A 22,182-nucleotide genomic window follows, 5' to 3' on the forward strand; every position below is an offset into this window, starting at 1 on the left:
AACATATGCTGTGAAAGAAACAAAAAAGATCCGACAACTGGCTTGATCCAAGCGATCAGCGCGGCAAAATCACTGTAAAAACAGAGCCTTTTCCAAGATCGCTTTCCACCCGCAATCTGCCGCGATGGCGGTTTAGAATATGTTTTACAATCGCTAGGCCCAACCCGGTTCCACCCAGTTGCCGTGACCTATGACTGTCAGCGCGATAGAATCGTTCGGTCAAACGCGATACATGCTTCGGGTCGATTCCAGGTCCCCTATCCACGATCTGAACGCGAACACCGGGACCGCGCATAGCAGTATCGTGATCCGAAGATTTGACGCGAACTTCTACCCGACCACCGCTGCCGCCGTATTTAATTCCGTTCTCGATCAGGTTGGTAAATACTTGGAGCAACTGGTCGCTGTCGCCAACTAGCATTATTTTGTCTTCGGGCGCATCCAGGCTCAGCACTACATCCGCGTCATCTGCCAATGGGCGCAGAGAATTGAGGGTCGATCTAAGAAGTGCCGTCAGCTCAAGTTGTTCTTTCGGGCGAACCCGCTCTTCGCTTTCGACGCGGTTCAAAGACAGAAGATCGCCGACAAGCCGGTTCATGCGATTTGCCTCGTCGTTCATGATCTGAAGAAAACGATCCCGGGCGGCCTCGTCATCTCGGGCCGGACCGCGCAAGGTTTCAATAAAGCCCATTAATGCCGTCAGCGGGGTCCGCAATTCATGGCTGACATTCGCGACGAAATCACGTCGCATCTGATTTGCTTGCTCAACATGCGTAACGTCCTGAAATACAGCAAGCAACGCACCGCCGGATACTGCACCGACCCCATTCATATACCGGCACTGAACTTCGAATGTTGTATCCTGGGCACCGTCATTGGACAGGTGCCGAGTGTTAGACGTTCCCTTCGTGCGCAGGCTTTGTTCAATCGCCTCGATCACCTGCGGCTGTCTGAGGATGGTCGCGAAATGCCGCTGCAGGATATTCTGGCCCAACAACGTCTTTGCTTCGGTATTGACCGCAATAATCCGTTCCGTCTGGTCTACCATCAGCGCGGGCATCGGGATGGCGGTTACAATTTCTTCAAGCTGGTCGTTGGTCATAAAGGGGCAGTTCTCTTAGCAACGCAGTTGGACGCTAGGATAGCTCTCGCATTGTATCGCGAAAATGACGCATGTTTTCTTGATAATGCAAGGCGCTGAAGGTCAGTTTCTGGGCGGTCGCATTGTCGATCTCGCGCACCACTTTACCCGGTGAGCCCATAACCAAAGAGTTATCCGGTATCTCTTTTCCTTCGGTCACCAAAGCCCCCGCCCCGATCAGACAGTTTTTGCCGATCTTGGCACCGTTCAACACAATGGCCCCCATTCCGATCAGGGTATTATCCCCGATCGTACAGCCATGCAGCATGACCTTATGCCCAATCGTGCAGTTCTTCCCGATGGTCAGAGGATACCCCGCATCAATATGCATCACGCAGTTTTCCTGAACATTGCTGCCCTCACCAACCCGAATTTCTTCGTGATCAGCGCGGATCGTGCAGCCGAACCAGACCGAGGCCCCCTGTTCAAGCACGACTTTGCCGATCAGATTGGCGTCTGGGGCGACCCAGGTGTCCTCGTGGATTTCCGGTACATCAGAGCCAAGGGCATAGATGGTCATGACTGATCCTCGAATTCGTTTTGCAGCGTACGGACATGATCCTGAAGCTTGGGTTGCTGGATACGCCGCATTCGCTCGGCACTGACGATGGTTTTCAGCTTTTCTTCGGTCTCGTCCAGATCGTCATTGACCAGCACATAGTCGTAATATCCCCAATGACTGATCTCATCCCAGCTTTTGAGCATCCGCTTGGAAATAACCTCTTCACTGTCCTGACCGCGGCTTTCCAATCGGCGGCGCAATTCGGGGATCGACGGTGGCAGGATGAAAATCGACAGGGCGTGTTTGCCCAGATCCGAGTTCCTAATCTGCACCTCGCCCTGCCAGTCGACATCGAACAGAACGTCCTTGCCGTCATTGATGGACTCGCGAACTGGCCCAGCCGGAGAGCCGTAGAAATTGCCAAACACATGGGCATGTTCCAGCATCTGTCCCTCGGACACCTGCTGTCGAAAGGTATCTTCGGTCAGGAAATAATACTCACGCCCATGTTCTTCCCCAGGCCGGGGCGCGCGTGTTGTGGCCGAAACCGAGAACTCCAGATCCGTGTCCCATTGCATCAGACGCTTGGCCAACGTGGATTTCCCTGCGCCCGAAGGCGAGGACAGAATGATTAATAGGCCGCGTCGATCCGCCATCAGGGCGCTCCTGTCATTATTCTACGTTCTGCACTTGCTCGCGCATCTGATCTATTACCGCCTTCAACTCAAGCCCAACCGATGTCAAATCGGCGCTTTGTGCCTTGGAACACAGCGTATTGGCCTCGCGGTTGAACTCTTGCATCAGAAAATCAAGCTTGCGCCCCACGGCGGCATCCTGTGCAAGCAAATCGCGTGCGGCAGTGACATGGGCTTTCAGCCTGTCAATTTCTTCCGTTATATCCGACTTGACTGCAATCAGAGCCAGTTCTTGTGCAACCCGGTCCGGATCCGCGCCTTGCGCATTATCCATCACGCGCTGCAGATTTTCTTGTAAGTTTTCAGCGATTTTATCCCGGCGCTCTTCAGCGAGCTTGGCGGCTTGCTCCGTAAGGCTTGAAACCTGCGATAGCTGCGCCTCAAGCACATCGGCCAGGGCCCGGCCTTCGGATTCACGCATCTTAATGAAATCGCTCAGCAAATCGTCAAACGCGCCGATCAGATGTTTGACCAAGGGGGCCGGGTCATCCGCATCCCCACCGGTTTCCAACATGCCTTTGACCGCAATCAGTTCGGCCGCTGTTGAGGGGGCCAGCACTATCCCCCGTTCTTCTGCCATCGTCTGCGTTCGTGCCATCGCATCAAGCGCGGCAGCCATCGCAACCGGGTTCAGCACCAAATCGGCGGTCGCTTCCTCGCGGCTCAGCTTGAGCGACAGCGTCACATTCCCCCGGCCCAGACCTTTGGACATCCGTGACCGCAGCGCAGCCTCAAGCCCCGTGAGCCATTCAGGCACCCGCAGACGCATATCCAGCCCTTTGCCATTTACGCTGCGCAGCTCCCAGGTCCAGCTATGTGGACCATGTGTTCCCTTGCCCGAGGCAAATCCGGTCATGGATCTGATCATGCCTATCTTCTCCGCTTTGCCCGCCTAATGTTCTTGTCCGCACCTAATGCCATCCTCGTGTGCAGGGCAAGAGTTTGCTGAGAATGACAGCGTCGGACAGAGGTTAACCATTCATTAAAGAATTACTCCAAAATTGACTCAACCCGTGCCAATCTCGTCTAGGCAAGTACCGACAAGGCGCAAAAGCTCCCGGTATCTTGCATTTTATGAAAATGACGGTCGATTGCAGTTAGGGTGATGAAAATGAAGATCTTTTTCGGTAACGGTTCCGGGACTAAATTTGGAAAGATCGTCGCAATGGATCGTTTTGACAGTGGGCGCAGTCTATCGCCCATACAACAGGCCGAAGCGTACTGGACAGCCTTGCTGTCCGGCGATGGTGTTCCTATGCGATCTCAGATCGACCCGCGCGGGCTTGAGAATATCCTGCCTAACACCTTCATCCTTGAACGCATTGCACCCGGTCTGGCCCGGTTTCGTCTGGCCGGCAGTCACTTGAACACACTGGCGGGTATGGAGGTTCGGGGAATGCCTCTGACCGCTTTTTTCGAACCCAGCGCGCGAACTCAGGTTACCGAAATCCTTGAACAGGTTTTTGCCGGTCCTGCCATTGCTGAACTTGAATTGGCCTCGACCGGTGGGTTTGGGCGCACGGATCTTCAGGCGCGAATGATCCTTTTGCCGCTGAAAAGCGATTTGGGCGATGTCAGCCGTGTTCTTGGCGTTATGGTCAGTGACGGGGCGATTGGGGCAACCCCCCGGCGCTTTGATGTAAGCCATTATAAACTGCGTGCTGTGTCAGAAATACAGGCGCCGCAACAACCGGTTCAGCCTGTTGTCGAAGGATTTGCCGAAGAACAACAAGAGTACAAACGTCCCGGATCTCACCTTCGATTGGTCGTATCACGGGATAAGTAACGAGTAACGCGTGTTAAATGTAAAGAAGGCGGGCCTATTAGACCCGCCTTTTTAAAATCGTCTGACCAAGTGGTTAGGAGGCTGCGCGTTTGCCGCGGTTCCGGCGCAGATCTGTCAGTTCTTCCGCAACAAGGAAGGCCAGTTCCAACGATTGCGACGCGTTCAAACGTGGATCGCAGGCTGTATGGTAACGGTCTGACAGATCTTCTTCTGTTACAGCGCGTACACCTCCAGTGCATTCGGTCACGTCTAGCCCCGTCATCTCAAAATGCACACCGCCGGGGATCGTGCCCTCGGCCTGATGCACACCAAAGAAGTCGCGAACTTCGCGCAGCACGGAATCAAAGGGCCGGGTCTTATAGCCGGTGGCCGATTTGATCGTATTGCCGTGCATTGGGTCACAGACCCAGGTCACCTTGGCGCCCTCTTCCTTGACGGCTTTGACCAGACGCGGCAGATGCTCTCCCGCCTTGCCTGCACCAAACCGCGCGATCAGGGTCAGACGCCCTTCTTCGTTTTCCGGGTTCAGTTTGGCCATCAAAACTTTGAGGTCTTCGGCAGATGTCGTCGGACCGCATTTCAGACCGATCGGGTTCAGAACGCCGGAACAGAATTCAACATGCGCGCCATCAGGTTGACGGGTGCGGTCGCCAATCCAGATCATGTGGCCGGACCCGGCCAACCAGTTGCCCGATGTAGAATCAAGACGGGTCAGCGCCTCTTCGTATTCAAGCAGCAGACCTTCGTGGCTGGTATAGAATTCAACCGACGAGAATTCATGCGTTGTGTCCGCGGTGATGCCCGCAGCCCCCATGAAATCAATCGAATCCTGAATTCGGTCAGCAATTTCAGAGTATTTCTGAACATCCTGGCCATCGGCAAAGCCGAGTGTCCACGAATGCACATGGCTCATATCGGCGAAACCACCGGTCGAAAAGGCACGCAACAGGTTCAATGTTGCCGCTGCCTGCGTATAGGCTTGCAACATCTTGGACGGATTCGGAATCCGCGCCTCGGGCGTGAAATCCAGCTCGTTGATGATATCGCCGCGATAGCTGGGCAGCTCAATGCCATCCACCACCTCTGTTGGTGCGCTGCGCGGTTTGGCGAACTGTCCAGCCATACGGCCCACTTTGACCACCGGCACCTTTGCGCCATAGGTCAGAACCATGGCCATCTGCAGCATCACCTTAAAGGTGTCGCGGATCGCATCCGCGCTGAATTGTTCAAAGCTTTCAGCACAGTCGCCGCCCTGCAGCAGGAAAGCCTCACCCCGCCCCGCAGCACCAAGATGTTGCTTGAGCCGACGTGCCTCACCTGCAAACACCAGCGGCGGATACTGCGAAAGCTGAGCCTCGACTTTTGCCAGCGCGGCTGCGTCTGTATAGTCTGGCATCTGAACCCGGGGCTTGTTGCGCCAGTTCGTTTTTTGCCATTCGGTCATAGCTTTGATCTCCGCTGAAGTATTCAAGTCGCCTCTATACAAAAACGTTTGATGAGAGGCCATATACGATTTGGACCTCTTGACGTCGCAAACAAGCTTTGATCATGGTGGCGGTCAAATCTGTCGCCGGACGTAGGGTCAAACGGCGCCGAATCAAGGACACCTCGCCATGCAAGAGCAACGCCAAGTTGTCACGGTGGAAACCACTGCGGCCAGCCCTCGTCATTTCGTGTTTGTCCTGTTGGACAAATTCTCGCTGCTGTGTTTCGCATCCGCGCTGGATAGCCTGCGCATCGCAAACCGCATGGCCGACAAAGAGCTTTACAGTTGGAGCCTGTCTGGCGAAGGCGGCGAGACGATCAAATGCTCCGCCGGGACCGAGTTCAAACTGGACGCTGATCTAGCCGAGCTGCAGCGCGATGACGTCGTGCTGATCTGCGGCGGTGTCGATGTTCAAGCCGCTACCACCAAGAAAATTCTGAACTGGGTCCGCCGCGAAGCACGCCGGGGATTGCGCATTGGTGGGCTGTGTACGGCAGCTTATACCTTGGCCAAGGCGGGTTTGCTGGATGGCAAGCGTGCGACGATCCACTGGGAAAACTCGGACAGTTTCACCGAAGAATTTGATGAGGTCGAACTGACCAAATCCGTATTCCAGATTGACGGAAACCGGATGACAACAGCCGGCGGTACTTCCTCTATCGATCTGATGCTGAAAATCATCGCCGAGGATTTCGGGGAAGACCTTGCCAACGCGGTGGCCGATCAGTTGATCTATTCCTCGATCCGCACCGATCAGGACACCCAGCGTCTGTCGACCCCGACACGGATTGGGGTGCGCCATCCCAAGCTGAGCCAGGTCATCCTGATGATGGAGAAGAACATCGAAGAGCCGATCTCGCCTTCGCTTCTGGCCAAAGAGGTCGGCATGTCCACGCGGCAGCTAGAGCGTCTGTTTCGCCGTTACCTCAGCCGGTCACCTAAACGCTACTATATGGAGCTGCGCCTGCATAAAGCCCGGAACCTGCTGATGCAGACCGACATGAGCGTGATCAACGTGGCGCTGGCATGCGGGTTTGCCTCGCCTAGCCATTTCTCGAAATGCTACCGGGCGCATTACAACACCACGCCCTATCGTGAGCGCGGTGCGCAAAGCGGGCGCTTGTCTGTTTAATCGCTGGGGGTCATGCGAAAGACAGCGCCCTGCCCGACGGAAATAAACCAGATTGATCCATCTGGTGCCTCGACAATGTCGCGGACGCGTTCCGTCTGAGGGCCCTTGATCTGCTCGACCTCAGTCAAAGGGATGCCTTCAAGCCCAGCGATATAGTCGAATTTGAGCGACCCGACGAATAGATCACCCTTCCATTCGGGCCAAAGCTTGCCTGAATAAATCAAAAGGCCGGATGGGGCGATGGAAGGGTCCCAATAGAATTCAGGTTGCTCCATCCCCGGTTTCGCCGTCCCCTCGCCGATTGCCTGGCCGGAATAGTGCTTGCCATAGGAAATCACCGGCCAGCCATAGTTCCGCCCCGGCCGGATTAGGTTCACTTCATCTCCGCCCTTGGCTCCATGTTCCGATACCCATAGATGCCCCCGTGCATCCAGCCCTGCGCCTTGGGGATTCCGGTGGCCATAAGACCATATCTCAGGCTGAATTCCCTGTTGTCCGACAAATGGATTATCAGCCGGCACCGAGCCGTCCCGATTCACACGGATCACCGAGCCGTTGTGACTCGATTGATCCTGTGCGGTCGGGCGATCACCACGATCGCCGATAGTGACAAGTAATGTCCCGTCCTTTGCCTCGACAATACGAGAGCCAAAATGACGCCCAGAATCCCCACCATTTTCCGCTTCGAAAATCGTGCGCAGATCGGTCAGCTCTGATCCGTCTTCGGACAGGCGCGCAATCGCAAGTGCAGTGCCTGCCCCCTTTGGTTGAGGCTTGGAATAGGTCAGGAAAACCTCACGGCTTTGCGAAAAATCCCTGGCAACGGTTACGTCCAGCAAACCGCCCTGCCCCTTTGCAACCACATTGGGAGTGCCTTTGACGCGAACTATGTTTCCCTTCGACACAAACAGAAGTTCACCGTCGCGCTCAGTTACCAGAAAGGACATGTCAGGCAGGATGCCGATTGCCCAGGGCGTATCGAGCCCCTTCGCCATCGCCGTCACACGCGCCGATCCGGAGTTGGTAGTTAGCGATTCTGCCCCTGCCAACCCTGAAACAACAGAAAAGATGAAGATCAAAGCTAGTCTAAACATCTCGTTCTCCTTACCGAAAACACCGCGCCGGGCACATCTGAACAACTAGAACTGTCCGCCACAAAAACACGTTTGCGTTAGGACTTTTCTTTTTCGAACAGCTTGCCTAGGGTCGTGCCCAGAACGAATACGTTCACAACTGGGAGTAACCATATGAAAAAGCTGCTTACAGCAACTGCAGCAACCGCCCTTCTTTCGGGCGCAGCTATGGCCGAAGACGTCACATTGGGTGTTCTGTTCGGCTTTACCGGACCGATTGAATCGCTGGCACCCGCTATGGGTTCAGGCGCCGAGATGGCGATGGCCGAAGTCACCGAATCCGGCAAACTGCTGGATGGCTCGACCGTCACCGCATCGCGCGCTGATACCGGCTGTATCGACAACGGCCTGTCCACCTCGAACGGTGAACGCATGATTGCCGACGGCGTTGCCGGCATCATTGGCGGTGACTGCTCTGGCGTGACCGGAGCGATCCTGCAGAATGTCGCGATCCCGAACGGGATGGTCATGATCTCGCCCTCGGCGACCTCGCCCGGCCTGTCGACCATGGAGGATAACGGCCTGTTCTTCCGCACCGCCCCTTCGGATGCGCGTGAAGGTCAAGTGATGGCAGATATCCTGAATGATCGCGGTATCACTTCAATCGCACTGACCTACACCAACAACGACTATGGCAAGGGTCTGGCAGACGCGATCCAGTCCTCGTTCGAGGCATCGGGCGGCGAAGTCACAATCGTGGCAGCGCATGAAGATGGCAAAGCGGACTACTCGGCCGAAGTTGGCGCGCTGGCCTCGGCCGGTGGCGACATTCTGGTTGTAGCCGGGTATCTCGATCAGGGCGGACTGGGCATCATTCAGTCGGCGCTGGACAGCGGTGCATTCGACACGTTCGGCTTGCCGGGCGGCATGATCGGTGACTCGCTGCCCGCAAATGTCGGTCCCGACCTGAACGGCTCGTTCGGTCAGATCGCCGGTTCAGGTGGTGAAGGTGCTGAAAAGTATTTTGCCATGGCCGAAGCCGCCGGTTTTGACGGATCGTCGCCCTATTCGCCTGAAAGCTATGACGCCGCAGCGCTGTTCATGCTGGCGATGCAGGCCGCTGGTTCGACCAACCCGGCCGACTATGGCAGCAAGATCCTAGATGTTGCCAACGCTCCAGGAGAGAAGATCTATCCGGGTGAGCTGGCCAAAGGTTTGGAACTGTTGGCCGCTGGTCAAGACATCGACTATGTCGGCGCGTCCGGCGTTGAGCTGATCGGCCCCGGCGAAAGCGCAGGTTCGTATCGCGAGATCGAAGTCACCGACGGCGAAAACAAGACCGTCAACTTCCGTTGATTTTGGCCTAAGAAGACCTGAAAATAAGCAGCCCGGACCTTGTGTCCGGGCTGCTTCAGTGAAAAAAGACCGCACCTCTTCAATGAGGGTGTGAAAACAAGAACGCCGAAAACGGCGGCTAGGGGAAAAGATGATCGTCGTCGAGGACGTGCATAAGCATTTCGGCGGGTTTCATGCGGTGGATGGGGCATCGCTGGAAATCCAGAAGGGTTCGATCACCGGCCTGATTGGGCCGAACGGGGCCGGAAAGACAACTCTGTTCAACGTGATCGCGGGTGTGCTCCCGCCCACCTCTGGGCGCGTGTTCATGGATGGCGAGGACATAACCGGCTTGCCACCGCATGATCTATTTCACAAAGGTCTGCTGCGCACTTTTCAGATCGCGCATGAGTTCTCCTCGATGAGTTGCCGAGAGAACCTGATGATGGTGCCCGGCGCGCAATCCGGGGAATCGCTTTGGAACACCTGGTTCGGCCGCAAACGCATCGCCGATGAAGAGCGCGCGTTAAAGGCTAAGGCTGATGAGGTGTTGGAGTTTCTGACCATCGAACATCTGGCCGATCACAAGGCCGGTCAGGTCTCGGGCGGGCAGAAAAAGCTGCTGGAACTTGGCCGTACCATGATGGTCGACGCCAAGATCGTGTTTCTGGACGAGGTCGGCGCGGGTGTGAACCGCACCCTGCTGATGACCATCGCCGACACGATCCTGCGCCTGAACAAGGAACGCGGCTATACGTTTGTAGTCATCGAACACGACATGGATTTCATCGGCAAAATCTGCGACCCGGTCATTTGTATGGCCGAGGGCAAGGTTCTGGCCCAGGGCACTTTGGACGAGATCAAAGCCAATGAGCATGTGATCGAAGCCTATCTGGGCACCGGCCTGAAGAACAAAGACAAGCTGGAGGCCGGGGCATGAGCGATAATCCTTATCAGGATGACCACGGCAACAAGGATGCCTCGATCACCAATACACACGGCATGGGCACGATGACGCCCGCACATCGCAAAAGCGGAAAGACGCACCGCGTCGAAGGTGGCCCATTCCTGATCGGCGACACCATGACCGGAGGCTACGGCAAGGGCCCGGATATCCTGCATGATTGCACGATTTCAGTCGATGCCGGTGAAATCGCTGTAATCGTTGGCCCCAACGGCGCCGGTAAATCCACTGCAATGAAGGCCGTGTTTGGGATGCTGGATGTCCGCGCGGGATCTGTGCGACTGGACGGAGAAGACATCACCAACCTGTCGCCCCAGGATCGGGTGATCAAGGGGATGGGCTTTGTTCCTCAGACCTCGAACATCTTCACGTCGATGACGGTCGAAGAGAACCTTGAGATGGGTGCCTTCATCCGTCGTGACGACTTTTCAGACACGATGGAACAGGTTTATGACCTCTTCCCCATTCTCCGAGACAAACGCAATCAAGCCGCCGGAGAGCTGTCGGGGGGTCAACGCCAACAGGTCGCCGTGGGCCGCGCATTGATGACCCAGCCCAAAGTGCTGATGTTGGACGAGCCAACGGCTGGTGTCTCGCCCATCGTGATGGATGAGCTTTTCGATCGGATCATCGAGGTCTCGCGCACCGGGTTGCCGATCCTGATGGTAGAACAGAACGCCCGTCAGGCTTTGGAGATCGCGGACAAGGGATATGTTCTGGTTCAGGGGCGGAATGCCTATACCGGCACGGGCAAGGAACTGCTGGCCGATCCAGAGGTTCGTAAGAGTTTCTTGGGGGGGTGAGCACAGTGCAAATTTTGAGCTCAACATCCCGTTCACTTGATTGGCATAGGTCTGCCGTGGTTCAAAAGCCAAGGAACCAGATCGTTAGGATTACTGCCATGGCTTGCGCAATCGGTCTAACAGACAATTTTGCGTTGGCCGAAGCAGCAAACACTTTACCTCAGGTATTCGAAATAGAATGTGATTGGTCTAACGACCATTCGCTTGAAAGTGCCGGCACGCTTTCTGGAACACCCACACTCGCTTATTCGTCGTCTTCCAAACCCATCAAACTTGACACCGCCATTCAGAACAACCCAATCGAGCAAATTGGGGTTGGCGGGGCACGGCATTTTCTGGTCCCTTCAATGGGGCCACTTGCAGGATTGACCATAACGGTGTTTCCTGATGGCCGAAGCGTACGTACACAGATTTACAACGCGCTCGGTGATCTCTCAGTTCAATCCAGCATCGGTACATGTGAGGTCATTGAATAATGGATTTCCTCAACGCCCTAGTGGCGCTCTCCAACTTCGTCCTCGTTCCTGCAATCGCCTATGGCAGCCAGTTGGCGCTGGGCGCTCTGGGGGTCACTCTGATCTATGGCATCCTGCGGTTCTCGAACTTTGCCCATGGCGACACGATGGCCTTTGGTGCGATGATCGCCGTGCTGGTCACATGGGGCCTGCAGGCCGCCGGGGTCAGTTTCGGGCCGTTACCGACTGCTCTGCTGGCCCTGCCCTTTGCCATTCTGGGCTGTATCGTTCTGGTTCTGATCACGGATCGGCTGGTTTACCGTTTCTACCGGGAACAAAAGGCCAAACCGGTCATTCTGGTTATCGTCTCGATGGGCGTGATGTTCATCATGAACGGGCTGGTGCGGTTCATAATCGGGCCGGATGATCAAAGGTTCTCGGACGGTGAGCGGTTCATCGTTTCAGCGCGGGAATTCAAGGCAATGACCGGGCTGCGTGAGGGGTTGGCGATCAAGACCTCTCAGGGCATCACCGTGGTTGTGGCCGTAGTCGCCGTGGCACTTTTGTTCTGGTTTTTGAACAAAACCCGCACCGGCAAGTCGATGCGCGCGTATTCGGATAACGAGGATCTGGCGCTGCTGTCCGGCATCAACCCTGAACGTGTGGTGATGATCACTTGGATCCTTGTCGCGGCGCTGGCGACAACTGCGGGTGTGCTTTACGGGTTGGACAAGAGCTTTAAGCCCTTTGTCTATTTCCAGCTTCTGCTGCCGATCTTCGCTTCGGCCATCGTCGGCGGCCTCGGCAACCCGCTGGGCGCTATCGCGGGCGGGTTCATCATCGCGTTTTCCGAGGTGACGATCACCTATGCGTGGAAAAAGGTGCTGACCTATCTGGCACCGGAACATCTAGAGCCCTCGGGGTTGGTCCAATTCCTATCCACCGATTACAAATTCGCGGTCAGCTTTGTTATCTTGCTTATCGTGCTTCTGTTTAAGCCCACAGGTCTGTTTAAGGGGAAAGCAGTATGATCCTAAGTCTCATTGCATCGATTGCTATTCCTCTGATCGCCGGAGCAACTATTGGCACCGTCGGACTGATTGCCGGAATCGCGGAGGTCGCCCTAGGATGGACTTACCGATATGCTGTGCAAACGGACAACGAGCGGCTGAAAAACTCGGTTCTTTTTGCTGCGGTCGCCGTTCTAATACTGGCAACTGGCTTGGTGCAGGGATGGAACACAGCAATCCTGATCCTGAACATGGGGCTGATCTCGGCCATCATGGCGCTTGGGGTGAACTTGCAATGGGGCTTTGCCGGCTTGTTTAACGTTGGTGTTATGGGCTTTGTTGCGCTGGGCGGGCTGGCGGTTGTGCTGGTCTCAACCCCGCCGACACCCGGCGCGTGGTCATCCGGAGGATATGGGATCGTCCTTTCGTTGCTGTTGGGGGCTGCGACCGTCGTTGCGGCGGTTCTGGTGGCAACAAAAATGCCGAGGGGCCGTGTACAGACGATTGCCATCGTCGCCATTCTGATCGCCGGGTTTTTCATTTACCGTGCGGTGTTTGACCCCAGCGTTGCTGGTGTCGAAGCCATTGACCCAGCCGTTGCGGGCAACCTTGGCGGGTTGAATCTGCCGGTTCTGCTGGCCTGGCCAGCGGGCGGCGTGTTGGCCGCCGGTGCTGCTTGGTTGATCGGCAAAACAGCCCTTGGCCTGCGCTCGGACTATCTGGCGATTGCGACGCTTGGGATTGCCGAAATCATCATCGCAATCATGAAAAACGAGGACTGGCTGGCCCGAGGTGTCAAGAATGTCTACGGCATCCCGCGCCCCTCGCCCGTGGTCGGCTATGAGGTTGAGCTACAGCAGGATCCATCCTTCATTGCCCGTGCCGATTGGTTTGGGCTGGACCCTGTCATCGCCTCGACCCTGTCGGTCAAGCTGGGCTATTCCCTGCTGTTCATGGTTGTTCTTCTGATCCTGCTGTGGATGGCCCAGATGGCGCTGCGCAGCCCCTGGGGCCGCATGATGCGCGCCATCCGTGACAACGAGGTTGCAGCCGAGGCGATGGGTAAAGATGTCACCCGCCGCCATTTGCAAATCTTCGTTCTGGGCTCTGCCATCTGCGGTATCGCGGGCGCAATGATGACAACGCTGGACGGGCAGTTGACGCCGGGTACCTACAACCCTCTGCGCTTTACATTTCTGGTCTGGGTCATGGTGATCGTGGGCGGATCGGGCAACAACTTTGGTGCGGTGCTGGGCGCGTTCCTCATCTGGTTCCTGTGGGTCCAGGTCGAACCGATTGGGTTGTGGCTTATGAACCTGATCACGTCCGGAATGCCCGATGGCAGTGCGCTCAAGACGCATCTGATCGACAGCGCGGCCCATATGCGACTGTTCACGATGGGGTTGATTCTGCTGATTGTTCTTAGATTCAGCCCAAGAGGGTTGATCCCCGAGAAATAGGGCCACAGAACCTCCAATATATGGAACCGCGTCAAGAAATTGGTGCGGTTTCTTGCTTTTGAGTGAGGAACTTACTAGAGCAACTCATCGGCCTGACAAGTTTCACAGTCGTGTTCACCAAATATTTGCCTTTGTGCAGACTACTACCATTTGCCCGCAGGGAATAGAAAACACCGATGAAAACCACTCTTACAAAGACACTCATTCTGTTGCCGGTTCTTGCCTCTTTGACCGCATGTATTCCGTCACCAAAAGATCTGGAAACCACTCCGGTCAAAGTCCAGACCCCCAAGGGCGTGGTAACATGCCAGCTCTACCGGCAGAACCGCGTGGACTGGGACCGGGCAATCGACTTTCCGGCAACAAAAATGTCCGTCCCCGAGGCTGATGCATATTGCAGACAAGAAGGCCAACGCCGCCTGAAGTGACCGTTGTGAGGCCGGGCAATTAGCCCGGCCCGCCATTCAACGATTACGAAATAACCCGCCCAGAATGCCTCGGACGATCCTGCGCCCGGTTGTTCCCTTAAGCTCTTTAATGACGGCCTCGCTCATGGCGGTGGCAAAGGTGTCTTTCTTTCGCACGATCCGCGAAGAAGACCGCGATACTTTGCTACCTGAGTATCGGCGAGCCGTGGCAAATTCGCGTTCTGCAATCGATTGAGACTCAAGTTGTTCTTCTGCCTCGGCTGCGGCTTGTGCTGCGGCATCAGTCCGCGCCTGGAGCATCTCAAAGGCTGATCTGCGATCTATGCGGGTTTCGTATTTGCCTTTCATCGGAGATGCATTCATTACCGTTTGCCGTTCGGCAGCGGTAATCGGCCCCAACTGTGACCCAGGGGGACGGATCAAAGTGCGTTCGACGATGCCCGGAACCCCTTTCTTTTGCAGCATGGATGTAACCGCCTCGCCCACGCCAACCTCACGGATGGCGGCCTCTGTATCAAAGTTCGGATTCTCGCGGTAGGTTTCGGCCGCAAGGCGAAGGTTTTTCCTGTCTCGGGCAGTGAAGGCTCGCAAAGCATGCTGTACCCGGTTACCCAACTGACCCAGAATGTCTTCTGGGATGTCTGCCGGGTTTTGCGAGATGAAATAGACCCCTACGCCCTTTGATCGGATAAGGCGGGCGACCTGCTCGACCTTGTCCACAAGAACTTTGGGCGCGTCTTCGAACAACAGATGCGCTTCGTCAAAGAAAAATACCAGCTTGGGTTTGTCCGGATCGCCGACTTCGGGCAACTCTTCAAACAGTTCGCTCAGCAGCCATAACAGGAACGTCGCATACAGCCGAGGTGATCCCATCAACTTGTCAGAAGCCAGGATATTCACCATGCCATTCCCGTTGACATCGGTGCGCATAAGATCGGCCAGTTCCAGGGCAGGTTCGCCAAACAGATTGGTGCCCCCTTGATTTTCAAGAACCAACAACCGTCGCTGGATGGCACCGATCGAGGCGGTTGAGACATTCCCATAGCGCAGTGAAAGATTTGCTCTGTTCTCTCCAATCCAGACCAACAGGGCTTGCAGATCTTTCATATCCAACAGGGGCATACCTTCTTCATCGGCAACCCGAAATGCAATGTTTACAATGCCTTCTTGTGCTTCGCTCAGGTCCATCAGCCTGGACAACAACAAAGGTCCCATCTCGGATACTGTGGTTCGAACCGGATGGCCTTGCTGACCGAACAGATCCCAGAAAGTGACCGGGCAAGCGGCATATTCGTAATCCGTGAATCCGATGGTTTCGGCACGCTTCTGAAATGCCCCATGTAGCTTGTGACTTTCACTGCCCGCCAGCGCCAAACCAGACAGATCACCTTTGACGTCAGACAGAAACACCGGCACCCCGGCCTTGGAAAACCCCTCGGCCAGGATCTGAAGCGTCACGGTCTTGCCAGTGCCGGTCGCACCGGCGATCAGGCCGTGGCGGTTGGCGTATTTCAACGACAACGTCTGCGGTTGGCTGTAATCTGCGCCACCACCGCCAAGAAATATGTTCTCACTCATATGCTTAAGGCCCTGTTTCCTACCGATCTCCACCCAGCATACAAAGTTAACCTTTGGCTGCGATAGTTTTCTGGTTGTTCGTGTGTGAGAATTGCGCGGTCAACAAACTTCCTCCCTGTCGACTGGCCGCGCGTTCACGCGCGGCCCTTTTTCCACCATAGCTTCATAATTAAATTTTCAGGTTAGCAGTTGACCATCGCGCCGCCCTCTCGTAACGTCTGCTCATAATTAAGTCGGCCGGTCCGACGGGGAGAAAAATTCATGAAAGGGAGCCGCTCCACCGGCTCCCTTTTTTCTTGGCCACACGTATTGCCCACGGGGCCTCAGGCGAGATTCCGATCACTTCTGTCTTTTTACGCTGCATAATGCCTGACACTGCGCGCCAGTGGTGCTAGACCCAGCGAAAAGCCACATCAACAATCACGAGGCAATTATGTTCAGGACACCGATAAAGCTTGTTGCGGCAGCTTTTCTTTTCAACGGCGCCGCCCTGGCGCAAGAGACCACCGACACGACAGAACCTGCCACCGAATCCCCTACGACCGAGCAGGTGGACAATGGTCTCGACCTGGGGCAGCCGGTCGATGAAACCGTCAAGGTCGGACAGCGCTATGACAAAGAAAAATTCGGAGACTGGAGCCTGAACTGTTTGAAGATGAACGCGGGCAAAGATCTGTGTTCGCTGCTGCAGGTCATAAATGGCCCGCAAGATGTGCCTATGGCTGAGTTTTCCATGTTCCGCCTACCCGAAGGCGGTTCGGCTGTAGCCGGAGCAAATATCTTGGTTCCGCTTGAAACACTGTTGCAAGCGCAGCTGACCCTCTCAATCGACGGGGCGCCTGCCAAACGCTACAACTATTCGTTTTGTAACCCTGTTGGCTGTGTTGCCCAAATCGGCCTGACCCAAGGGGATATCGACGCAATGAAGCAGGGCAGCAAGGCGACTTTGACCATCGTTCCAGCGCCCGCGCCGGATCAGGTGATCGAACTTGACCTGTCTTTGTCCGGGTTTACTGCAGGTTACGACATTGTTGATGTCGCAACCAACTGAAGACTACATTTCGAGAAAGCCGTTTAACCCAGCGGCTTTCTCAAATCCGCTTCAAGGCAAGTACAGCGTTCAGACCTCCGAAAGCGAAAGCGTTGCTTAGCGCAACCTCGATTTTCGCTTCGCGTGCCTCGTTGGGCACAACGTCCAAAGCACATTCCGGATCAGGTTCTTCGTAGCCAATCGTCGGTGCAATCACCCCATCTCGCAGGGCCATGATACAGGCCAAAAGCTCTACCGCGCCGGTTCCGCCAATCAAGTGACCATGCATCGACTTTGTGGATGAGATCAAAAGTTCGTCCGCATGCGGGCCGAAAACGCCAGCTACAGCGGCACATTCCGTTTTGTCATTGGCCGCAGTACCTGTGCCATGGGCGTTGATATAACCCACCTGATTGGCATTCAGGCCAGCATCAGACAACGCCCCTGACATCGCACGGGCTGCGCCCTGCTTGCTGGGCATCACAATGTCTGATGCATCCGAGGTCATCGCGAAACCAGCAACTTCGCACAAAATTTCTGCCCCACGCGCCTTCGCGTGTTCGTATTCCTCGAACACGAAGATGCCCGCTCCCTCTCCTTGCACCATACCGTTTCGGTTGGCGCTAAAGGGACGACAGGCATCCTTGGACATCACCCGCAGCCCTTCCCAGGCCTTAACGCCACCAAAGCACAACATGGATTCTGAGCCGCCGGTGATCATCGCAGGGGCCGCCCCGCTGCGCACCATCTGAAAGGCTTGCGCCATCGCATGGTTCGATGAGGCACAGGCAGTCGATACGGTAAAGCTGGGACCTTTGAGGTTATGTTCCATCGATACGTGGCTTGCCGCCGCGTTGTTCATAAGTTTAGGAACAACAAATGGATGAACCCTGTTCTTCCCGTCCTCATAGACTGAACGGTAATTGTCGTCCCAGGTCGAAACGCCACCACCTGCTGTTCCCAGAACCACGCCAGATCGTGCAGCCAACTCACCGTGGAATTCGATCCCGGACTGATCTATGGCCTCTTTGGCCGCGGTCAGGGTAAACTGTGTAAACCTGTCATACAGAGTCATCTGTTGGCGGTTGAACCGACCCTCGGCTTCGAACCCCCGGACCTGCCCACCGATCTTGATCGCCAACCTGTCGACATCTCGAAATTCAAGTTCCGAAATGCCACAACGGCCTTCCCGCATCGCCTCAAGCGTATCTGGAACTGAATGACCAAGCGAATTGATCGTGCCTGCCCCGGTTATTACTACCCGTTTCATTTGCTTGGGTCAGACCTTTTCTGCCACAAGCTTTTCGATCCCAGCAATGATCGCGGCGACATTTGAGATGTCAAAGTCACTGGCCGTTGGTTCATTGGCATTGAACGGAACGGTAATGTCGAACTCTTCTTCGATGGCAAAGATACTCTCGACCAGCCCCAGGCTGTCGATCCCCAGATCTTCGAGCGTACTTTCGGGCGTCACATCCGAAGGCTCCAACACGGCTTGTTCGGCAATGATGGCAATGACGCGGTCGGTGATGCTCATATCGATCCTCTGATTATCACGTTGAATGTGATTTAATCGCTCGGAGGCTGTTTGGAAACAGCCTTTTTCAACGCCTCCACGTCACGAAGCATCCGCGGCAATCTGCGCTGCGCCTTATAGACATCAGTAAAGGTTTCCATCTTCACAGCCGGGTAGCCCATCAACACACGACCGGCAGGTACGTTTGACAGGATTTTGGTACCACCGCCGACAATCACCCGGTCGCCAACGAAAATATTGTCCGAGACGCCTGATTGCCCACCCAGAACCACGTTATTGCCAAGCTCAACCGAACCGGAAATACCAGACTGACCACACAGCAGACAGTCATTACCAACGCGCGTGTTGTGGCCGATATGGACCTGATTATCCAGTTTTGTGCCATTCCCGATGCGAGTATTACGAATGGTCCCGTTGTCGATCGTGCAATTCGCACCGATCTCGACATCGTCGCCAATTTCCACAGAACCAAGCGAATGAATGCGCAGCCAGCTTTGCGCGCTGGCGTCTCCTGCATCCCCCAAGGTCTTGCGCGCGTTCTCTACCCCCGATACTTCGGGCGTAACAAAACTGAACCCGTCGCTACCGATCCTTGCCCCTGGTTGCGCGATAAAACGATCCCCGATCTGCACCCGGGCACCAATGCTGACCATTTCGCGCAGAACGGCGTCTTCGCCCAACACAGCATCCATGCCTATGACGCAATGCGGTCCGATATTCGCCCCTCTGCCGACCCGGGCCCGTGCACCAATGACTGCCAGAGGGCCGATTGAGACCCCATCTGCCACATCCGCAGTTGGGTCGATGACTGCCGAAGGGTGAACCCCGGACCCAAAGCCCTGCCCTTTATCCAGCATGGAGGTGATCCCGGCCATCGCCATGCGCGGTCGTCGAACGAATATTGCTGCCTTAAGCCCCAACGCCTGCCAGTCAGCACCTTCCCAAAGGATGGCGACCTGCGCCGAACCCGATCCCAGATCCTCGGCATATTTTGGCGACATCGCCATCGCCAGATCAGTAGCAGTTGCATCCGACGGTTCAGCAGCAGCATGTACGACCAAGCTGGCATCGCCCTGGAACTCAGCGTCAAGGGCATCTGCGATTTGTTGAACTGTATATTTCATGTGGGGCTTCCCGGAACTAGGACCTGCCCCCGGTGATTACCCCTGAACGTCCGGCAGGGCCACCCCTGCTTTCTGCAGAGCATTCCAGATTTTCTGATCACGGCCATAGACGTCGCGTCGGTACTGTACCTCACCTTTCGGGCCAATAAAGGCAGTGCGGTAAATCAAGTGGACAGGAACATGCTGCTCAAGCTTCACAGTGGTCTCTTTTCCAGTCGCGAGAATCCGATGGAAAAATGCCTTTGGGTTTTCTTCTTGCTTCGCCAACAGTGCGTAAGCGAATTCGAAAGGCTGCGCCAATCTGATACAACCATGCGAGAAGGCACGAGATTCCCGAGCGAACAGACTTTTCTGCGGTGTATCATGCAGATAAATGTTGTGCTTGTTGGGGAACATGAACTTCACCAGCCCCAGGGCATTGCTTTTGCTGGGCGGTTGGCGCATCGCAAATGGAAAGTTGCTTGCGGTGAACTGAGTGAAATCTACTGCCCCGCGATTGACCTGGCGACCACTGCGATCGGTAATCTGAATATGCCCAACGGCATTTGGGTTGGACTGCAGCTGCGGCAGGTATTCCTTGGTGATGATCGAGCGTGGCACATACCAACTGGGGTTGATCACCATATGCTCCATCTTGTCCGAAAACTCAGGGCTGCGACGATCATGGGTGTTCTTGCCGATCACGGCGCGGGTTTCAAAGGTAATAAAGCCGTCATCAACAATCTTGGCTGAGAAATCAGCCTGATTGACCAGAATGTGGCGTTCACCGCGCTCGCGCGGCAACCAGCGCTCGCGCTCCAGCGCGACATAGACGGCCTTCAGACGATCCGAAGCAGTGCGGTTCAGCTCAGTAATTGTGCCCGGACCCGCGACGCCATCTGCGGCAAGACCATGTGCGATCTGAAACCGCTGAACGCCTGCCAGCAAGGCATCGTCAAAAACAGGGCTGGCTGTTGGGTTCATAAAACCCATTTCAACCAGTCGGTTACGCATCGCTATTACGGCGGGTCCCGTATCTCCCAGTTCGAGCTTAGCCTGCGGAACAGTAGTTCCCCAACCGCCTTGGCGAACCAATTCTTCCAGCGCAAGTTTCTGCTTCATCAAAGCCCGATACTGGGTCGAGCTTGGCGCCAACTGATCGAAATAGGCTGCATCCTCCGAGGTCGTCAGTCCACGCAGATGCCCTGCTGTCGAGGTCGGCTCGACCTTCCTGACCAATCCATCGTCTATATCGGATGGGCGTAAAAGGCCTGTCCTCATGTCCTGAGCATAGGCTGCAAAAACGCGTGTCAACTCGACCTCGACGGCCCCAAGCTCACGCGCTGATTTTGCTGATTGAAGCCGGTCAACCAAGCCCTGCGCATCATAGGCGTTCGCGGGTAGCCCGTGTAATTCGACCGCAGAAAGCCCCTCAATCAACCGTTGACGACGTTCAGCATGTGCAGCCGTGTCGCCAACCCAAACAGGCACGAATCCTCTTTCACGGTAGAAATCGGCAATCTCAGACCCGGAAGGTGCAAATTCGGCAACCGCCATCTGGAATGCGGTTTCAGGCTTGGCCTCAGTGTTCGCCATCGCCGAAGACGTCAGAAAACATGCGGCCAAAGCAATACCGGTGCTTGCACGAAGAACAGAGAACATTTGGAGCCCTTGAATTTTCAATATAATACGCCGTTTCAGGCAATGCCGAACAATTATGGTTTTGCTTGAAACCCATTGTCTATTCACAAATGCATCAATTTCGTGCTTATACTCAAGCGTGATGCTTGTTTGCATCGGACAGATTTCGGCGACGGCCTAAGACGTTGGATCTTTGCCATTTTGCACCACCTGCGCAAAAAACTGCCGAAAATTCCCCCTTGAAAAGATGAATTTGAAAGACTTCTTGGCCGCCCTTCACGACTGTGTCATAAATCCCTCATCTGGGATGGGAATAAATTAATACAGCGCGCGTAACATCGTGTGCAGGCAGGAACAGTACGGGACGAAACACAAAATGACGACGAGCAGTTCCTCGGGTTTGACCCGGCGTGCTTTATTGGGCGCATTCGCAGCTACAGCAGTTGTAGCAACTCCAACCTACTCCAATGCAGCAGGATTCCTTCGTGGCGGTGGTGATATTCGCCGTATTCGCATGTATTCCGGACGCACTGGCGAGCGGATCGATATGATCTATTGGGTTGACGGTAAATACATCAAAGACGCGGTCAAAGAAGTGAACCACTTCATGCGCGATTGGCGCACCGACCAGGCCAAAGATATGGACCTCCGCACGATCGACATCATGGCGGCGTCGCATAATCTGTTGGATGTCAACGAACCCTATATGCTGCTGTCGGGCTATCGCTCGCCGCAGACCAATGCGATGCTGCGGTCACGGTCGCGCCGTGTTGCCAAGAATTCGTTGCACATGAAAGGCCAGGCAGCCGACCTCCGCCTGTCATCTCGTTCGGTCTCGCAAATGGCCAAAGCGGCGATGTCTTGCCGTGCTGGTGGTGTTGGCAAATACCACCGCTCGAACTTCGTGCATATGGATTGCGGTGTGGTAAGAAGCTGGGGCGGTTGATCCGCCCCGCCCGTCGTCAAGAGAAGTTTGTCGGTCACGTAACCGTTTGAATGAGTAGATTTATCTGCCATTACGTA

Annotated in this window: 22 protein-coding genes; 11 read left to right on the top strand and 11 right to left on the bottom strand. The window is 55.4% G+C overall.

The window, feature by feature from the left end:
- Window positions 1–55: 55 nt before the first annotated feature.
- Genes AC2FH2_RS02455 through AC2FH2_RS02470 form a run of 4 tightly spaced genes read right to left on the bottom strand, consistent with a single transcriptional unit; the run spans window position 56 to window position 3,206 of the window.
- A complete protein-coding gene (locus AC2FH2_RS02455) occupies window positions 56–1,102 on the bottom strand; it encodes a sensor histidine kinase (protein ID WP_496822742.1) in 1,047 nt (348 codons plus the stop codon).
- A gap of 34 nt (window positions 1,103–1,136) precedes the next feature.
- Window positions 1,137–1,661 carry a gamma carbonic anhydrase family protein gene (locus AC2FH2_RS02460; RefSeq protein ID WP_282027405.1) on the bottom strand — a complete coding sequence of 175 codons (525 nt, stop codon included), beginning with the start codon at window positions 1,659–1,661 and terminating at the stop codon, window positions 1,137–1,139.
- On the bottom strand, window positions 1,658–2,299 hold the full coding sequence (gmk, locus tag AC2FH2_RS02465; RefSeq protein WP_142633784.1) for a guanylate kinase: 642 nt from the start codon (window positions 2,297–2,299) through the stop codon (window positions 1,658–1,660). The genes AC2FH2_RS02460 and gmk overlap by 4 nt, the downstream gene beginning before the upstream one ends.
- 16 nt (window positions 2,300–2,315) lie before the next feature.
- Window positions 2,316–3,206 carry a YicC/YloC family endoribonuclease gene (locus tag AC2FH2_RS02470; RefSeq protein ID WP_496822743.1) on the bottom strand — a complete coding sequence of 297 codons (891 nt, stop codon included), beginning with the start codon at window positions 3,204–3,206 and terminating at the stop codon, window positions 2,316–2,318.
- 243 nt (window positions 3,207–3,449) lie between these two features.
- Here AC2FH2_RS02470 and AC2FH2_RS02475 point away from each other — a divergent pair, with 243 nt between their 5' ends.
- A complete protein-coding gene (locus AC2FH2_RS02475; RefSeq protein WP_282021242.1) occupies window positions 3,450–4,124 on the top strand; it encodes a PAS domain-containing protein in 675 nt (224 codons plus the stop codon).
- Between the two features lie 73 nt (window positions 4,125–4,197).
- Here the strand turns inward: AC2FH2_RS02475 and AC2FH2_RS02480 are convergent, their stop codons facing one another.
- Entirely contained in the window at window positions 4,198–5,568 is a 1,371-nt protein-coding gene (locus AC2FH2_RS02480) for a class II 3-deoxy-7-phosphoheptulonate synthase (RefSeq protein WP_142633778.1), read from the bottom strand.
- Window positions 5,569–5,737: 169 nt separating this feature from the next.
- On the opposite strand from AC2FH2_RS02480, the gene AC2FH2_RS02485 reads away from it, so the two are divergent.
- The gene (locus tag AC2FH2_RS02485; RefSeq protein WP_496822745.1) at window positions 5,738–6,742 is read left to right on the top strand and encodes a GlxA family transcriptional regulator; all 1,005 of its coding nucleotides are present in this window, start codon (window positions 5,738–5,740) and stop codon (window positions 6,740–6,742) included.
- Here AC2FH2_RS02485 and AC2FH2_RS02490 read toward each other — a convergent pair.
- On the bottom strand, window positions 6,739–7,836 hold the full coding sequence (locus AC2FH2_RS02490; protein ID WP_496822747.1) for a PQQ-dependent sugar dehydrogenase: 1,098 nt from the start codon (window positions 7,834–7,836) through the stop codon (window positions 6,739–6,741). The two genes, AC2FH2_RS02485 and AC2FH2_RS02490, sit on opposite strands and share 4 nt — an antisense overlap.
- Before the next feature lie 153 nt (window positions 7,837–7,989).
- Between AC2FH2_RS02490 and AC2FH2_RS02495 the strand changes: the two genes are divergently transcribed.
- The 7 genes from AC2FH2_RS02495 to AC2FH2_RS02525 all read left to right on the top strand — a co-directional run bounded on the left by AC2FH2_RS02495 (window position 7,990) and on the right by AC2FH2_RS02525 (window position 14,270).
- A complete protein-coding gene (locus tag AC2FH2_RS02495) occupies window positions 7,990–9,171 on the top strand; it encodes an ABC transporter substrate-binding protein (protein ID WP_142633772.1) in 1,182 nt (393 codons plus the stop codon).
- 130 nt (window positions 9,172–9,301) lie between these two features.
- Window positions 9,302–10,090, top strand: coding sequence for an ABC transporter ATP-binding protein (locus AC2FH2_RS02500; protein WP_496794223.1), 789 nt, complete (start codon window positions 9,302–9,304; stop codon window positions 10,088–10,090).
- Window positions 10,087–10,917 carry an ABC transporter ATP-binding protein gene (locus AC2FH2_RS02505; protein ID WP_142633769.1) on the top strand — a complete coding sequence of 277 codons (831 nt, stop codon included), beginning with the start codon at window positions 10,087–10,089 and terminating at the stop codon, window positions 10,915–10,917. The genes AC2FH2_RS02500 and AC2FH2_RS02505 overlap by 4 nt, the downstream gene beginning before the upstream one ends.
- A gap of 98 nt (window positions 10,918–11,015) precedes the next feature.
- Window positions 11,016–11,393, top strand: a complete 378-nt coding sequence (locus AC2FH2_RS02510; protein ID WP_496710320.1) for a hypothetical protein — start codon at window positions 11,016–11,018, stop codon at window positions 11,391–11,393.
- The gene (locus tag AC2FH2_RS02515; protein ID WP_282021241.1) at window positions 11,393–12,403 is read left to right on the top strand and encodes a branched-chain amino acid ABC transporter permease; all 1,011 of its coding nucleotides are present in this window, start codon (window positions 11,393–11,395) and stop codon (window positions 12,401–12,403) included. The genes AC2FH2_RS02510 and AC2FH2_RS02515 overlap by 1 nt, the downstream gene beginning before the upstream one ends.
- Complete coding sequence (locus tag AC2FH2_RS02520) at window positions 12,400–13,842, top strand: branched-chain amino acid ABC transporter permease (protein ID WP_142633764.1); 1,443 nt, start codon at window positions 12,400–12,402, stop codon at window positions 13,840–13,842. Before AC2FH2_RS02515 ends, AC2FH2_RS02520 begins: the two co-directional genes overlap by 4 nt.
- A gap of 176 nt (window positions 13,843–14,018) precedes the next feature.
- A complete protein-coding gene (locus AC2FH2_RS02525) occupies window positions 14,019–14,270 on the top strand; it encodes a hypothetical protein (RefSeq protein ID WP_142633761.1) in 252 nt (83 codons plus the stop codon).
- 36 nt (window positions 14,271–14,306) lie between these two features.
- On the opposite strand, the gene AC2FH2_RS02530 is transcribed toward AC2FH2_RS02525, so the two are convergent.
- The gene (locus AC2FH2_RS02530; RefSeq protein WP_496712415.1) at window positions 14,307–15,848 is read right to left on the bottom strand and encodes a helicase HerA-like domain-containing protein; all 1,542 of its coding nucleotides are present in this window, start codon (window positions 15,846–15,848) and stop codon (window positions 14,307–14,309) included.
- A gap of 433 nt (window positions 15,849–16,281) precedes the next feature.
- Between AC2FH2_RS02530 and AC2FH2_RS02535 the strand changes: the two genes are divergently transcribed.
- A complete protein-coding gene (locus AC2FH2_RS02535) occupies window positions 16,282–16,899 on the top strand; it encodes an invasion associated locus B family protein (protein WP_142633757.1) in 618 nt (205 codons plus the stop codon).
- 40 nt (window positions 16,900–16,939) lie between these two features.
- Here AC2FH2_RS02535 and AC2FH2_RS02540 read toward each other — a convergent pair whose 3' ends face one another.
- From AC2FH2_RS02540 to AC2FH2_RS02555, 4 genes are read right to left on the bottom strand one after another with little or no spacing between them, the layout of a single operon-like run.
- Complete coding sequence (locus tag AC2FH2_RS02540; RefSeq protein WP_281994601.1) at window positions 16,940–18,148, bottom strand: beta-ketoacyl-[acyl-carrier-protein] synthase family protein; 1,209 nt, start codon at window positions 18,146–18,148, stop codon at window positions 16,940–16,942.
- Between the two features lie 9 nt (window positions 18,149–18,157).
- Window positions 18,158–18,415 carry an acyl carrier protein gene (locus AC2FH2_RS02545; protein ID WP_142633752.1) on the bottom strand — a complete coding sequence of 86 codons (258 nt, stop codon included), beginning with the start codon at window positions 18,413–18,415 and terminating at the stop codon, window positions 18,158–18,160.
- Between the two features lie 32 nt (window positions 18,416–18,447).
- Window positions 18,448–19,539 (bottom strand): UDP-3-O-(3-hydroxymyristoyl)glucosamine N-acyltransferase, encoded by a 1,092-nt coding sequence (gene lpxD / locus AC2FH2_RS02550; RefSeq protein WP_496691225.1) that lies wholly within the window; start codon window positions 19,537–19,539, stop codon window positions 18,448–18,450.
- A gap of 36 nt (window positions 19,540–19,575) precedes the next feature.
- Complete coding sequence (locus AC2FH2_RS02555; RefSeq protein ID WP_282027398.1) at window positions 19,576–21,180, bottom strand: L,D-transpeptidase family protein; 1,605 nt, start codon at window positions 21,178–21,180, stop codon at window positions 19,576–19,578.
- 355 nt (window positions 21,181–21,535) lie between these two features.
- Between AC2FH2_RS02555 and mepK the strand changes: the two genes are divergently transcribed.
- Window positions 21,536–22,105: a peptidoglycan L,D-endopeptidase MepK gene (gene mepK, locus AC2FH2_RS02560; RefSeq protein WP_142633747.1), complete on the top strand. Its 570-nt coding sequence runs from the start codon at window positions 21,536–21,538 to the stop codon at window positions 22,103–22,105.
- Window positions 22,106–22,182 lie beyond the last annotated feature (77 nt).

This window comes from Ruegeria sp. YTSA105 (assembly GCF_059610225.1).